This is a genomic window from Sulfitobacter sp. JL08 (genome assembly GCF_003352045.1).
Taxonomy (GTDB): Bacteria; Pseudomonadota; Alphaproteobacteria; order Rhodobacterales; family Rhodobacteraceae; genus JL08.
This window is the reverse complement of sequence record NZ_CP025815.1, coordinates 3962824-3976974: the sequence shown is the minus strand read 5'-3', so window position 1 is coordinate 3976974 and position 14151 is coordinate 3962824. Positions and strand designations below refer to the sequence as shown.

Annotated in this window: 14 protein-coding genes; 7 read left to right on the top strand and 7 right to left on the bottom strand. The window is 58.1% G+C overall.

Annotation, left to right across the window (positions count from 1 at the left end; translation table 11 throughout):
* Positions 1-92: 92 nt before the first annotated feature.
* Both C1J05_RS19545 and C1J05_RS19540 read left to right on the top strand, forming a co-directional pair.
* Complete coding sequence (locus C1J05_RS19545) at positions 93-785, top strand: winged helix-turn-helix transcriptional regulator (protein ID WP_114871724.1); 693 nt, start codon at positions 93-95, stop codon at positions 783-785.
* 142 nt (positions 786-927) lie between these two features.
* On the top strand, positions 928-2856 hold the full coding sequence (locus C1J05_RS19540; RefSeq protein ID WP_114871723.1) for a DUF3604 domain-containing protein: 1929 nt from the start codon (positions 928-930) through the stop codon (positions 2854-2856).
* A 31-nt stretch (positions 2857-2887) separates the two neighbouring features.
* Here the strand turns inward: C1J05_RS19540 and C1J05_RS19535 are convergent, their stop codons facing one another.
* The 3 genes from C1J05_RS19535 to C1J05_RS19525 are packed head-to-tail and all read right to left on the bottom strand — an operon-like array spanning position 2888 to position 4700.
* The gene (locus C1J05_RS19535; protein WP_114871722.1) at positions 2888-3499 is read right to left on the bottom strand and encodes an MAPEG family protein; all 612 of its coding nucleotides are present in this window, start codon (positions 3497-3499) and stop codon (positions 2888-2890) included.
* A 44-nt stretch (positions 3500-3543) separates the two neighbouring features.
* The gene (locus C1J05_RS19530) at positions 3544-4233 is read right to left on the bottom strand and encodes a hypothetical protein (RefSeq protein ID WP_114871721.1); all 690 of its coding nucleotides are present in this window, start codon (positions 4231-4233) and stop codon (positions 3544-3546) included.
* Entirely contained in the window at positions 4230-4700 is a 471-nt protein-coding gene (locus tag C1J05_RS19525; protein ID WP_205388997.1) for a hypothetical protein, read from the bottom strand. Before C1J05_RS19525 ends, C1J05_RS19530 begins: the two co-directional genes overlap by 4 nt.
* Before the next feature lie 447 nt (positions 4701-5147).
* On the opposite strand from C1J05_RS19525, the gene C1J05_RS19520 reads away from it, so the two are divergent.
* Positions 5148-6539, top strand: a complete 1392-nt coding sequence (locus C1J05_RS19520) for an adenylate/guanylate cyclase domain-containing protein (RefSeq protein ID WP_114871719.1) — start codon at positions 5148-5150, stop codon at positions 6537-6539.
* A 95-nt stretch (positions 6540-6634) separates the two neighbouring features.
* Entirely contained in the window at positions 6635-7306 is a 672-nt protein-coding gene (locus C1J05_RS19515) for a cupin domain-containing protein (protein ID WP_114871718.1), read from the top strand.
* Here the strand turns inward: C1J05_RS19515 and C1J05_RS19510 are convergent.
* Together C1J05_RS19510 and mutY are read right to left on the bottom strand one after the other, a co-directional pair.
* Entirely contained in the window at positions 7303-8439 is a 1137-nt protein-coding gene (locus tag C1J05_RS19510) for an alkane 1-monooxygenase (protein ID WP_114871717.1), read from the bottom strand. The genes C1J05_RS19515 and C1J05_RS19510 overlap by 4 nt on opposite strands.
* 63 nt (positions 8440-8502) lie before the next feature.
* Positions 8503-9564 carry an A/G-specific adenine glycosylase gene (mutY, locus tag C1J05_RS19505; protein ID WP_114871716.1) on the bottom strand — a complete coding sequence of 354 codons (1062 nt, stop codon included), beginning with the start codon at positions 9562-9564 and terminating at the stop codon, positions 8503-8505.
* 83 nt (positions 9565-9647) lie between these two features.
* Between mutY and C1J05_RS19500 the strand changes: the two genes are divergently transcribed.
* From C1J05_RS19500 to C1J05_RS19490, 3 genes are read left to right on the top strand one after another with little or no spacing between them, the layout of a single operon-like run.
* A complete protein-coding gene (locus C1J05_RS19500) occupies positions 9648-10157 on the top strand; it encodes a DUF721 domain-containing protein (RefSeq protein ID WP_114871715.1) in 510 nt (169 codons plus the stop codon).
* 13 nt (positions 10158-10170) lie between these two features.
* Complete coding sequence (locus C1J05_RS19495) at positions 10171-10836, top strand: DsbA family protein (RefSeq protein ID WP_114871714.1); 666 nt, start codon at positions 10171-10173, stop codon at positions 10834-10836.
* Positions 10836-11954 (top strand): CaiB/BaiF CoA transferase family protein, encoded by a 1119-nt coding sequence (locus C1J05_RS19490; RefSeq protein WP_114871713.1) that lies wholly within the window; start codon positions 10836-10838, stop codon positions 11952-11954. The genes C1J05_RS19495 and C1J05_RS19490 overlap by 1 nt, the downstream gene beginning before the upstream one ends.
* A gap of 85 nt (positions 11955-12039) precedes the next feature.
* On the opposite strand, the gene C1J05_RS19485 is transcribed toward C1J05_RS19490, so the two are convergent.
* Both C1J05_RS19485 and C1J05_RS19480 read right to left on the bottom strand, forming a co-directional pair.
* Positions 12040-13518, bottom strand: coding sequence for an NAD-dependent succinate-semialdehyde dehydrogenase (locus C1J05_RS19485; protein ID WP_114871712.1), 1479 nt, complete (start codon positions 13516-13518; stop codon positions 12040-12042).
* 167 nt (positions 13519-13685) lie between these two features.
* Positions 13686-14027, bottom strand: a complete 342-nt coding sequence (locus C1J05_RS19480) for a cupin domain-containing protein (protein ID WP_114871711.1) — start codon at positions 14025-14027, stop codon at positions 13686-13688.
* Positions 14028-14151 lie beyond the last annotated feature (124 nt).

Below are 14151 nucleotides of genomic sequence, written 5' to 3'. Positions count from 1 at the left end.
GTTCCGCATCTGAACCACCAGATTCAGTTTCTGAACTAGGCGGATGGTGTTTCGGACCCTAGGATCATTCCTTATGGAACAGGAGGTTCGATATGGCACAAGCCGGATACAAGCAGTTTTGCCCCGTGGCCATGGCGTCCGAGGTGCTTTGCACAAGATGGACCATGGTTTTGTTGCGCGAACTCGTTGCGGGAACCACACGGTTCAACGACTTGCGACGTGGCGTTCCCAAGATGTCGCCTGCTTTGTTGTCGACACGGTTGAAAGAGCTTGAACAGGCGGGCGTGGTTGAACGCAAGGCATTGAAAACCGACAAAGGCATTTACGAATACCACCTGACCGAGGCTGGAAAAGACCTTCGCTCGGTCATCGAAGCCATAGGCATCTGGGGTCAGAAATGGGTCGAGTCATCGCTTTCCCTCAAAAACCTCGACCCTTCGCTTCTCATGTGGGACATGCGCCGCAATCTTGATCCATCCCCTTTACCGCAGATCCGCACAGCAGTTCAGTTTATGTACTCGGATTTACCGTCCACGAAAAACCTCTGGTGGCTGGTCATCGAACCTGACGGCGAAGTCGATCTTTGCTGGTCCGATCCGGGATTCGAGATCAACCTGTATGTGACCACCGACTTGCGAACGATGACCGCGATATGGATGGGACTAAGCACGATTGAAAGGGAACGGGACAAGATAGAGCTTTTGGGTGATCGGCAGCTCGCGCAAACCATGCAAGTCTGGATGGGGTTAAGCCCCTTTGCCAAACAGAAAAAGCTGGTGGCCTAGAATCCGCGAAGACACAGCGAGAGCTCAGGGAAAACGATCCTCTCGCTGGGTCTGATTCACAGTTTTTGACACTGCCTACTTTCTTTTTTTGCGCATGCTGCTGTAACATCAGGGAAAACACAAAAGCTTGGGAGATCGTAGGATGCGTATAATTGTATCAGCCGCTTTGGCAGCTTTGTTGTCCGGCTCGCTTTATGCTCAGGACGCCACGGGCGTATCAGACGATGTTTTCAGCGGCCGGCCGTATTCTCCGTATGCCGACCGTGCGTTTCCTACGAATGTGTATTTCGGCGACACGCATGTACATACCGGTTTGTCAGCAGACGCTGGTGGTTCTGGTACGCGGCTGATGCCGCGCGATGCATATCGTTTGGCCCGGGGCGAGCAGGTAACCTCAAACACGGGCCAGCCGGTTAAACTGTCCAGACCACTCGATTTCTACATGATCACGGATCACTCTGACGCCATGGGCGCGATCATTGATATCCTGGAGGGCGCGCCGAACATCATGGCGGACCCTGACGGAAAAACATTTCACGAGGATTTCAATGCAGGTGGCACTGTTGCTGCAGAGGCGATGTTCCGCCTGATCACTCAGTTTGCCCAAGGCACCATTTCTCCGGAACTGAACTATCAACCGGGTAATCCGGCCTACAAACGGGTCTGGGATGATATCGTTCTGGCAGCGGAAGAGTTTAACGATCCCGGTGTTTTCACAACGTTCATTGCCTTTGAGTGGACCTCGCTGGTCGCGGGCAACAATTTGCACAGAAACGTCATTTTCCGGGACGGCCCAGAGCGTGCCGGTCAGGTATTGCCTTACACAACAACACCGCCCGTAGGGTCCAGAAACCCCCGCGATTTGTGGGCTTGGCTTGAGAACTACGAAAACACCATTGGCGGAGATGTCACAGCCATTCCGCACAATGGCAACCTTTCGAACGGTATGATGTTTGCCCTGCAGGATGATTTCGCGGGCGGTGCCGAACTTGACGCCGAGTACGCAGAAAATCGGCAAAAGTGGGAACGGTTATATGAGGCGACGCAAATGAAGGGCGACGGAGAATCGCATCCTCTGCTGTCTCCGACGGATGAATTTGCTGACTTTGAAAACTGGGATGTTGGGAACCTTGATCTTACCGAACTGAAAACGCCAGAGATGTTGCCCGGAGAATATGCACGTTCGGGTCTCAAACGTGGCCTGCAGCTTGAAAGCAAACTTGGTGTGAATCCGTTCAAATTCGGCATGGTCGGCGCCAGTGACACGCATGTCGGCATGACAACAATGGAAAACAACAACTTCTTCCACAAATTCACAACTTATGAGCCATCTCCGGACAGAGTTGTAGAAAACGGAGAAATCCACTTTTCGAACAAAACGGCGGATGGGCTGGCCGGAATCGCGGCATGGCAATATATCACTTCCGGGCTTACAGCGGTCTGGGCAACAGAAAACACACGCGGTGCAATATTCGACGCGATGGAACGTCGGGAAGTCTATGCGACCACCGGCAACCGTTTGCGCCTGAGATTTTTCGGTGGCTGGGATTTTGACGAGAATGACGCGAATACTCGGGAACTGGCGCAGGTTGGCTATGCCAAGGGCGTACCAATGGGATCAGATCTGTCCGCAGCACCTGACGCAAAAACCTCGCCCCGCTTTCTTGTTTATGCGCTGAGAGATCCGATTGGCGCGAACATTGACCGCATACAGGTGGTCAAAGGATGGCTTGATGCAGAAGGAAACACGCAAGAGCGCGTTTACGATGTCGCATGGTCAGACCAGCGCATACCGGATGAAAACGGTAAACTGCCGCCGGTTGGTGATACGGTGGACCTGGCGGTTCCGAATTGGACAAATACAATCGGCGCTGCCGAGTTGGGTACGGTTTGGACCGATCCGGAGTTCGATCCATCGCTAAAGGCGTTTTACTATGCTCGTGTGATCGAGATTCCGACCCCGCGCTGGACAGCATATGACCGAGTGAAATTCAACGTCGAGTTTCCGGACAACGTTACCTTGAAAGGACAAGAGAGAGCCTATTCTTCGCCGATTTGGTACAATCCCTAAATCGGTACTCAAGATGCGAAAAACGGCGCTGCTATACCAGCAGGCTTAGCGCCAGATTGCTTGCAAGACCGTAAATCGCAAGCAGGCTAAAGCTCATTGATGCCTGTCGCAGCCCGGTCCGTCCGCGCAAAGCACCGAATGAATATCCGATGCGGGCAATTGCAAAGCAGACCAGCCAGACCTGCGCTAATAGGGTTGCCGGAGAAGTGATGCAGACGATGAATGCCAGAAAAATGAAATAAACGGTATTCTCGGTCGCATTTCGGTGGGCGTTATGGTGACGCTCAAGCTCGATCCAGCCCTGTTCGTCCACGTCTTCTTTGCGGGCGTTGTTTTGGGTCCATTCCTCGTGGGTGGCGTACATGTTGTGATGCAGACGTGTCAGTTCCGTCGCTGTCATCAACCAGGTGTGGTTCAGAACCAGAAGCAGTCCGCAAATCGTCAATGCCCAGACGATTTCAGTTGATGGCAGGGCAAGTACGAATGGTTCAACACCAAATGCCAGTAGATTGATAACAACACTGACCAGTATGAGTACAACCGGATACGCCTGGATGATCACTGCGTATTTGCGGATTCGTTTGTCTCGAAGCGTCACGATCTCCGCTTCATCTGCCCGCTGCGCTCTTATTGAATACGACATGCGTCATCTCGCTTTCTTTTGGAAGGCATCTCTTGATCCCGCGTTTACTCCGGATCGGGGCAATCAGCCACCCAGGCGTTAGGACCGACGGCAAAAGCGCGGCCCCCACCGCCGGGATAGCGGCCAGCCTGCAATGCTTGCTGGTCAGGCACGTTGCCGCTGAAATCGGCATCGACCTCATAAACTCCGGGTTCAAAGCTGGTCGGCGCAGCACGGCTATAGACTGTAACGACAAAAGGTTGACGGCCGGGTGCAAGAGCCAGCATGACCTTTTCGCGGCCCATTGATGCACCGGGGTATTGCGGGCAACCCAGCGATTGCAGATCAACACCGCGGCTGCGCAGTGCGCCGGTGACGTTGTACCGGCCCTCCGAGCCCGGCTCTTGCCAGTCAAAGCGGATGCCTGCTGCGTCCAAGGACATTGCAACCCCGGCCGGCATAGCCGCCCCGGATATCGCACGCGGCGCTTGCGGGTTTACTGCGTCGCCGTCGGCTCTGCTCATCGCAAGTATGGTATCTGCCATCGGGCCTGCCGCTGCGGCCCATCGCCACTTGACCTGGCATTCGGCCCGCGCCCAAGGGGCCGCATTTGGCTCGCGCTTTGCCCATTCATGTTCACAAGCATCCAGAAAGGCGGTTTCAGACTGGACCACCGGAAATGAGTCCGCCTGTGCCGCTGCGCTACCGGCGCTCGCGATCAGTCCTGCGATTATCAGAAACGAAAATGATGTCATGCGACACCCCCCATCCAGGCCTTGGCGTATTTGGAAATGGCCTCGCGCAGGTCGCGCTGCAGTGCTTGGGCACAGTCCGGCGTCAGCCCGCCGCTTAAAACCGTCTCGTCACTGCCCGCGCGGGTGCGCAAACTGACAAGATAGGAACGATCGATCATCCGTCTGTTGAGTGCGCGTGAAAACATCGCTGATGTGGACTTGCTGGCATGAACCAGTCCGCCATCCGGCGTTCGCTCAACCAAAGGTGGCGGCTCTTTCGCATTGATCCAGCTTCCCTGCCGCACGTTGAAATCCGCAATCTCGCCCAGCCGCCAGGATTTGCCGCCACTGTTGACCGCATCACTCGTAATCGTGATTTCGGCGGATCGTCGGTAGCGTGCCCCGATCAGAAAGGCGAGCGCCCCCATGGTCAGCGGGATCAGGCCGAAAAACGCGATGATCTCAAGCGTATTTATACTCGCCAGCATGATCACACCCACAACAATCGCAACCAAAGCTGCGATCGAAGGTCTTGCCGGGGTGATACTGAAGACAGTTTGACCGTCGCGTTCGGTTCGATGAAATCTGGCTTGCCCGCGATTGCCGAGTGTCAGAAAGAAGCCCAGAAGTCCGAGCTTCCCAGCAAGAAAAAATCCCGCTACGCCCAGCACCGCAAGAATAAGCACACCCATGCCCATGGCAAAACCACGCATCAAGAAGAAAGAGATCGGAGGTACGTTGCCGAACCGGCGTCTCTCAAGATTACGTTGATGTCAGACCGCGTAACTTGTCAAATGGAATGGTGTGCCGGAACAGTCTAAGCCTCGCACAGCCCCCCGTTCCCAAGACTGGTAGGGCTTTTTTTGTCCTGACCCGATGTAAATCGGGTAAACTTTGATCCACAAAGCCGCAAAACCGATCCGAGAGGACAAGAAATGGCCAGAACCATGCAATCCTTCCCCGTCTTTTCCGTGTCGGATTTACCCGACCAGATGACAGAGGCGGATGTTCAGGCCAACCGCTTTACGGAATCCGCCCTTGAACGCCACAAACGCGAAGGGCTGGAACTGGCTATTCGGGCGCGCTGGATCTCGTTGGCGGTTATTGGCGTCATGCTGCCGTTCCTTAACCCCAACATCGAGGTGCTGTATTACGAGGTGCTTCTGGTTCTGGTGGCGCTGAACGGGTGGGCGCTGCGCAAGGTCGGGCGGGTGGGCCGGTCGGGCGTCGAACTGTTTCTGATCTTCGTCGATCTGGCGCTGATGACCTTTATTCTGGTGTTCCCCAACCCGTTCAGCGTGACCGAATGGCCCGATGCGATGATCTACCGCTTTGGCAATTTCATCTATTTCTTCGTGATCCTCGCCAGTGGCACGCTTGCCTATTCCTGGCGCACCATTATGGCGCTGGGCAACTGGACAGCTGCGCTTTGGGCCATCGGGGTTGCGCTGATGTGGTGGTACGGCTCTGTCGATCCGGCGCTGACCGACGCAACGCAAACTGCCTTCGGGTTCGTGCCGCAGATGGTCACGCTTCTGGATCCGAACAGTCTGAGTTTCGACATTCGGACACAGGAAATCGTTGTTTTTGTCATCTGTGCCTACACGCTGGCGCTGACGGTGCGGCGCTTCAACCGGCTGTTGTTGGGCAACGCGGCGCTGGAACGCGAACGGGCCAACCTGTCCCGGTATTTTTCACCCAATGTCGTCGCCGAACTGTCCCAGAATGATGAACCGCTCAAGCAGATCAGATCGCAGGGCGTTGCGGTGATGTTCGTCGATATCGTCGGGTTTACGGAATATGCCTCTGAACGGCCGCCGCAGACCGTGATCGCAACGTTGCGGGATTTTCATGCCCTGATGGAAACCGCGATTTTCGACAATCACGGCACGCTCGACAAATTTCTGGGCGATGGTCTGATGGCCACGTTCGGCACGCCCGTTGCCGGTGAACAGGATGCTACGAATGCGGTTCTGTGCGCCCGCGCCATGATCCGGGCGCTGGATCAGTGGAACGACCAGCGCTGTGCCGCTGGCGAAACACCGATCGAAGCGCGGTTCGGTTTGCACTATGGCCCGGTTGTTCTGGGCGATATCGGGGTCAACCGGCTTGAATTTGCGGTGATCGGCAACACCGTCAACGTGGCCAGCCGGCTTGAGGCGCTGACCCGTCCGCTGGGGGCACGTCTGGCGGCCAGTCACGCATTTGTGCAACAAGTGCAGGACGAAGCTGTTTCACCCGAAACATGCCTGTCGGGCCTAACCGAACGGGGGGCACATCCCATTCGCGGGGTGGCGCAGGAAATCCCGGTCTGGACACTCAACTGACCGCCACCCGTTGTCCCGCGGGCCCGCGCGCCTTAAATACGTCAAGCGAACCCGCGCGCGCTGACCAGAACGCCGAAAGCAAAAGGAGACATCCCATGCGCCTGAATGCCGATTTTACAAAACGTGTTGTCGTGCGGCCATCCGATTACGAATGGGTGTCGTCCCCTGCAGGCGGTGTTGATCGCATGATGCTGGACCGGATCGGCGACGAAGTTGCGCGCGCCACGACGATCGTGCGCTTTGCGCCAAATTCCTATTTCGATGCCCATACCCATGACGGCGGCGAAGAATATCTGGTGCTGGACGGCGTGTTTTCCGATGAAAGCGGCGATTATCCGGCAGGGTCTTATGTGCGCAACCCGATCGGGACAGCGCACAAACCCCACACAAAGGGAGGGTGCACCATTCTGGTCAAACTGCACCAGTTCGATCCAGACGATACCGAACAGAAGGTGGTTGATACAAGAAGCGCACAGTTTGTTCCGGGTTCGGCGCCGGGCCTGTCGGTATTGCCGCTTCACTCTGTCCCGGGGGAAAACGTTGCGCTTGTGCGCTGGGCGCCGGGCACGAAATTCACCGCTCACCGCCATTGGGGCGGAGAAGAGATTTTCGTGATCGAAGGCACGTTTCAGGATGAACACGGCGACTATCCGGCAGGCAGCTGGCTGCGCTCACCGCATCTTTCACAGCACCAGCCGTTTTCCGAAGAGGGGTGCCTGATCTACGTGAAAACGGGCCATCTGGCGCCGCACGCCGATGCGGCCTAGCGCGGCATCGGATTGCGCGCCTTGTTATAGGCGGTCCAGTCGGTGATTTCAGGATAATACATCTCGCGCCAGCGTTTCACCCGCTTGTTCATCACCTTGCGCCACAGCGGCGGCACCATCGCCGCCATGGTCATCACCGGATACCCGTAAGGCAATTGCGGCGCATCGGCTTCGGTATAGTTCTGCAACAGGGGAAAGCGGCGGTCGGGTTTATAATGGTGGTCAGAATGGCGTTGCAGATTGATCAGCAGCCAGTTCGATGCCTTGAACGGCGCGTTCCAGGAATGGCGGGGCTGGACGTGTTCATATTTGCCATCGCCCAGATGTTTGCGCGTCAGCCCGTAATGTTCGACATAGTTCACCAGTTCAAGCTGCCAGATCGCAACGCCCGCCTGCATCAGAAACAGCCCAAAGCCCGACCAGCCGCCCAGAAGAAACGCCAGTACCAGCATCGCGCCCTGCAGCGCCCAGTATTTGAAAAACGGGTTGCTTAAATCAGTCCACGGCAGGTTCTTGCGCGCCAGCATGTCCTTTTCGGCCCGAAACGCCGAGATCAGGCACTGTTTCAGCACCCGCGGATAAAACCGGTGAAACCCTTCATTATAGCGCGCAGTTACCGGATCGCGCGGCGTGGCGACATAGCGGTGATGCACCAGCAGATGTTCGGACCGGAAATGCGAATAGAGCACCATGGCGAGCAAGACATCGGCCAGTCCACGTTCCAGACGGTTTTTCTGATGCATCAGTTCGTGGCTGTAATTGATCCCGATTGTCCCGGTCATCACGCCGACACCAAAGAACAGCGCCAGCTTTTCGACCGTGTTCAGATGATCCGACTGCGGCACATACCAGATCAGGGCGAACACCGTCACAAACTGCAATGGCACCCATGCAATCGTAATGCCCTTGTACCAGAACAGTTCGTCCTCGTCGGTTTCAGGATCGGCATTTTTAGTGTTCACGCCCAAGACCGCATCCAGCCCCGAAAACAGCGCCCAGGTGGCCAGCGGCAACAGCAAGACCGTCCAGCCACCGTTCAGCGCGCCGATCCATGCCAGCGGGATCAGGGCCAGGGACAGCGCGAAAGGCAATGCCGCGGCGGGCGGTGTGGTTTGTGGTGCAGAACGTGTCATGCCGGGCCTCGTGTTTCGTCGATAAGGATATAACCCGCCATGGCCGCCTGCACAAAGCCTGCGTTAACTTGCGTGGCGTAAATCATAGGCTTTGCGCATCACGGTGGGCAGATCGGATGGCCGGAACCTGTCGCGCTCCAGAAATTCGCCCCTGTCCACCGGATGATCCTGCGCCACGGTGGCAGACCTGACGCGCAGGATCAGATGAAAGTGGGTGAATGTATGGCGCACCTCGGTCTTGGTGTCGGTCCAGTCCGCAACGCAGGGCGGGCTTTCTTGGGGCGCGGTTTCGGCCCACTCCGATCCCGGCCACCCGAGCATGCCGCCCAGCAATCCCTTATCGGCGCGGCGTTCCAGCAAAACCGCGCCATCGCTGCGTTCGACAAGATAGACAATGCCATAGCGCGTCGGTTTGGGTTTCTTGGGTGTTTTCCTGGGCAGATCGGCGGCGGTACCCTGCGCGCGCGCCGCGCAGGGCGTGCGCCACGGGCAGATGCCACAGGCGGGCGATTTCGGCGTGCATATCGTTGCGCCCAGATCCATCACCGCCTGCGCATAATCACCGGGTCGCAGATGCGGGGTCAGCGCGTCGGCCTGCGCCGTCAATCCCGGTTTGGCGGCAGGCAACGGCGTGTGAATATCGAACATCCGCGCCATCACGCGTTCCACGTTGCCGTCGACCACCACATGGCGCAGATCGAACGCGATTGATGAAATCGCCGCCGCTGTGTAGGGCCCGATGCCCGGCAGGGCGATCAGCGCGTCGTAATCGGGCGGAAACCGGCCGCCGTGATCGGCCACGATCTGGCGCGCACATTTCAGCAGGTTGCGGGCGCGGGCGTAATATCCCAATCCGGCCCATTCGCCCATCACATCACTGTCTTGGGCCGCAGCCAGATCGGCCACAGTGGGCCAGCGCGTCGTGAACCGCAGGAAATAATCGCGCACCGCCGCCACAGTTGTCTGTTGCAACATGATTTCCGACAACCAGACCCGATAGGGATCAGGGTGCACACCGGCCTTGCGGGCGGCAGGCGGTACCCGCCACGGCATGTCGCGGGCATGCACGTCATACCAGGTCAGCAACGCGTCGGCCAACGCATCCGGGGCAGGCAGGTCACGCAATGTTTATACTCCGGTCAGGTCGGTTTCACTGGCGCTGGATCATCTGTCCACTAAAGTAGCGCACAACGCGGAGAACCAAAACCATGACCTTGAAACAGGGCGGCACCAAGGGATTCAAGCGGACCGCAACGCTGTTGACGGACCGGATCCGGCGCGCGGGTGAAACGCGCGGCTTTGCCGTCAGCCGTGTGCTGACCGGGTGGCCGGAAATCGTGGGCGACGATATCGCTGCCATCGCGCGGCCCGTTAATGTCAGCTATGGGCGCGGCGGCTTTGGCGCAACGCTGACGGTTCTGACAACCGGCGCACAGGCCCCGATGCTGGAAATGCAAAAGGAACAACTGCGCGCCAAGGTGAATGCCGTTTACGGCTATAATGCCATTTCGCGTATCCGCATCACCCAGACTGCGCCCACAGGCTTTGCCGAAGGGCAGGCACAGTTCGAAATGCGCCCGAAACCACATGCCGAAAACCCAGCCGATCCCGCGGTGGAACAATCCGCCCGCGACGCGGCAAAGTCGGTTGAAAACGAAAACCTGCGTTCCGCGCTGGAACTGCTGGGTAAAAACGTTCTATCAAAAGCAAAACGCTAGGAAAGGATCCGCTATGAAGCGTGTGATCGCCGTCATTTGTGCTGCCGTAACCCTTGGCCTCGGGGCTTTGTGGTTCACCGGCACGTCTTCCACCCCGCCCAACCCGCTGGTCGGGGCAGCCAACGCCCAACAGGCTGCGGATATCGATATTTCCACCATCACCGAGATGGTGCAAGGCGATGAAAACGCGCCGGTCACCGTGATCGAATATGCGTCTTATACATGTCCGCATTGCGCATCGTTCCACGCCGGTCCCTACAAGCAGTTGAAGGCTGATTATATCGATACCGGCAAGGTCCGGTTCGTTTACCGCGAAGTCTATTTCGACCGATTCGGCCTTTGGGCATCGATGATTGCCCGCTGCGCCGGACCTGATCGCTTTTTCGGGGTGTCCGATCTGCTGTATTCCGGTCAGCAAACATGGGCCCGCGCCGGCGATCCGAACCAGATTGTCGAAGAATTGCGTAAAATCGGGCGTCTGGCCGGGGTCAGCGATGATGAACTGAATGCCTGTCTGCAGGATGCGGACAAGGCGCAAACTCTGGTGGCATGGTATCAGGCCAACGCCGAAGCGGACGATATCACCTCAACCCCGACCTTCATCATCGACGGCACCAAATATTCGAACCTCAGCTACGATGATATGTCGGCGCGGATCGAGACTGCATTGGGCAACTGATGCCGGGACCGCTTGCTGGGCTGAAGGTCATCGAACTGGCGCGTATTCTGGCCGGCCCCTGGGCCGGTCAGACGCTGTCGGATCTGGGGGCCGAAGTGATCAAGGTGGAATCGCCCGATGGCGATGACACGCGCAAATGGGGCCCGCCCTTTGTCACCCGTGACGAAGATGTCTCGGCGGCCTATTTCCATTCCTGCAACCGGGGCAAGGCATCGGTCACTGTCGATTTTTCCACGCCCGAAGGGCAGGAGCGGATCAAGGCCCTGATCGCGGATGCCGATATCCTGATCGAGAATTTCAAGAAGGGCGGGCTGGCAAAATACGGTCTGGCCTATGGCGATCTGCACAAGATCAATCCCCGCCTGATCTATTGTTCTATCACCGGATTCGGGCAGGATGGCCCCTATTCCCATCGCGCCGGGTATGATTTCATCATTCAGGGCATGTCTGGCCTGATGTCGATCACCGGAGAGGCGGACGGCCAGCCGCAGAAATCCGGCGTGGCGATCACCGATATCTTCACCGGCGTCTATGCCACCACCGCCATTCTGGCTGCCGTGCATCAGCGCCAGTCGACAGGGCAGGGCCAGTATATCGACATGTCCCTGCTGGATGTGGCCGTGTCTGTCACCGCAAACCAGGCGATGAACTATCTGGTCACCGGCACACCGCCCGGCCGGATGGGCAATGCCCACCCCAACCTGACCCCCTATCAGGTGTTCGATTGCGCCGACGGGCATATCATCATCGCCACCGGCAATGACGGCCAGTACCAGCGCCTGTGCCGGTTGCTGGGGCTGGATGACATGGCGCAGGCACCTGACTTTCTGTCCAATGCCAAACGTATTGAAAACCGCGCCGACATGACAGCCCGCCTGACAGCGGCCACGTCACAACGCACCAAGGCCGATCTTTTGGCAGCTTGCGAGGCTCAGGGTGTGCCCGCCGGCCCGATCAACACGCTGGACGAGGTGATGGCCGACCCGCAGGTCGTGGCCCGCGGCATGCAGATCGAACTGGATGGCGTGCCGGGTGTGCGATCCCCGTTCCGGTTTTCCGATGCCAATCTGGCCCTGCACCGTCCGGCGCCCAAACTGGGCGAAGACAACGCCGGCTGACGGCCAGACCGATCCGGACATGAAAAAGCCGCCGGTGCGAATTGTATCGCGCCGGCGGCTTTTCCGGTTTCTTTGTGATCGTGGATCAGACGGACATGCAGATGTATTTCATCTCCAGATAATCCTCGATGCCGTGGTGGCTGCCTTCGCGGCCCAGACCGGATTGCTTGACACCGCCAAACGGCCCGACCTCGGTGGAAATGATGCCGGTGTTGACGCCGACGATCCCGTATTCCAGCGCTTCGGCAACCTTGTAAACGCGGCTCAGATCCTTGGCGTAGAAATAGGATGCAAGACCAAAGATCGTGTCATTGGCCATCGCGATCACTTCGTCTTCATCCTCGAATTTGAACAGCGGCGCCAGCGGGCCGAATGTTTCTTCCTGCGCCACCTTCATGTCCTGCGTCACGCCGGCAACAATGGTGGGCTGGAAGAACGTGCCACCCAGCGCGTGGGCCTTGCCGCCCGCCAGAACTGTGCCGCCATTGGCTGTCACGTCCTCGATATGTTCGACGACCTTGTCGACCGCATCGGCATTGATCAGCGGGCCGGTTGTCACACCGTCAGACAGCCCGTCGCCAACGCTCAGCTTGTTCACCGCAGCCGTCAGTTTTTCGGCAAAGGCGTCGTAGACACCGGCCTGAACGTAAATCCGGTTGGCACAGACACAGGTCTGCCCGTTGTTGCGGAACTTGCACAGCATCGCGCCTTCAACGGCGGCATCCAGATCGGCATCGTCAAACACGATGAACGGGGCGTTGCCGCCCAGTTCCATGCTGCATTTCATCACCTGATCTGCGGCCTGACGCAGCAGGATGCGGCCGACTTCGGTGGATCCGGTAAAGGTCAACTTGCGTACGGCGGGGTTTTCGCAGAATTCCTTGCCGATTTCCGATGACCGGGACGACGGAACAACGTTGAACACGCCCGCCGGAATGCCCGCGCGCTCGGCCAGCACACCCAGAACGGTGGCGGACAGTGGCGTTTCCGCCGCAGGGCGCGCCACGAACGCACAGCCCGCCGCCAGTGCTGGGGCCGCCTTGCGCGTGATCATCGCATTGGGGAAATTCCACGGCGTGATGGATGCGGCCACACCGATGGGCTGCTTGATTACGGTGATCCGCTTGTCGCGCTGGTGGCCGGGAATGGTTTCGCCGTAGACGCGCTTGGCCTGTTCGCCAAAGAACTCCACGAACGAGGCTCCGTAAACGATCTCGCCCTTGGCTTCGGCCAGCGGCTTGCCCTGTTCGGCGGTCAGGATCATTGCCAGATCATCGGCGTTTTCGATCATCAGATCGAACCACTTGCGCAGCACGGCGGCGCGTTCCTTGCCGGTCCATTTGGCCCAGTCCTTTTGCGCCGCTTCGGCCTGCGCAATGGCACCTGCCACCTGGGCGCGGCTAAGATCGGCGACCGCGGCAATCACATCGCCGCGCGCCGGATTGGACACATCGAACGTTGCGCCCCCGTCGCCATCGATCCATTGCCCGCCGACATAGCCTTGGGTTGCCAGAAGGCTGGGATCTTTCAAAAGTGATTTCAGGTCTGTTGTCGCATCAAGCATCGCGCGCTCCCTTCATGTTTGGTGTTGCAGCACCCAAAGCAAGTCGCAGGGCATTTGTCCAGAGCCACGTGCAGGCGAATGCGAAACCCGCGGGTGTACGCCCGCGCCGCAAACGCAGCGCCTTTATCGGGCCTGCGGGAGTCCGTATTCGGGCCAAAAAGAAGCGGTCAGAGCCGGATGACGTAATCCTTGGTGGTGGTTTCCAGAACCTCCCACGTGCCAGAAAAGCCGGGGCGCAGAATGAAACTGTCGCCCGCTGTCACTGTGATCGGTGCGCCGCCGTCTTCTGTGACGACGGATGTGCCCGACAGGATGCGGCAATATTCCCATTCGTCATAGGACATGCGCCATTTGCCCGGCGTGGATTGCCAGATGCCACAGTAAAGCCCGTCGCGCTCTTCAAGGTTCCACGTGGTGAATTTGGGATCGCCTGAAATCAGCTTTTCGGGCGCGGGGGCGTCGTATTCTGGATCGCCGTGCGGCGTTACGGGAAACATATTCAGGGTCATGCAGGGCCACCGTGGTTAGAAGATCAGACCAATGATATACGCCATTGCAGTACGGCTGCAACGCGCGCTCTTTCAATTGAAGCGATGATTTGCGACAGTTTTATCCGACAGTTCGGAATGTTTT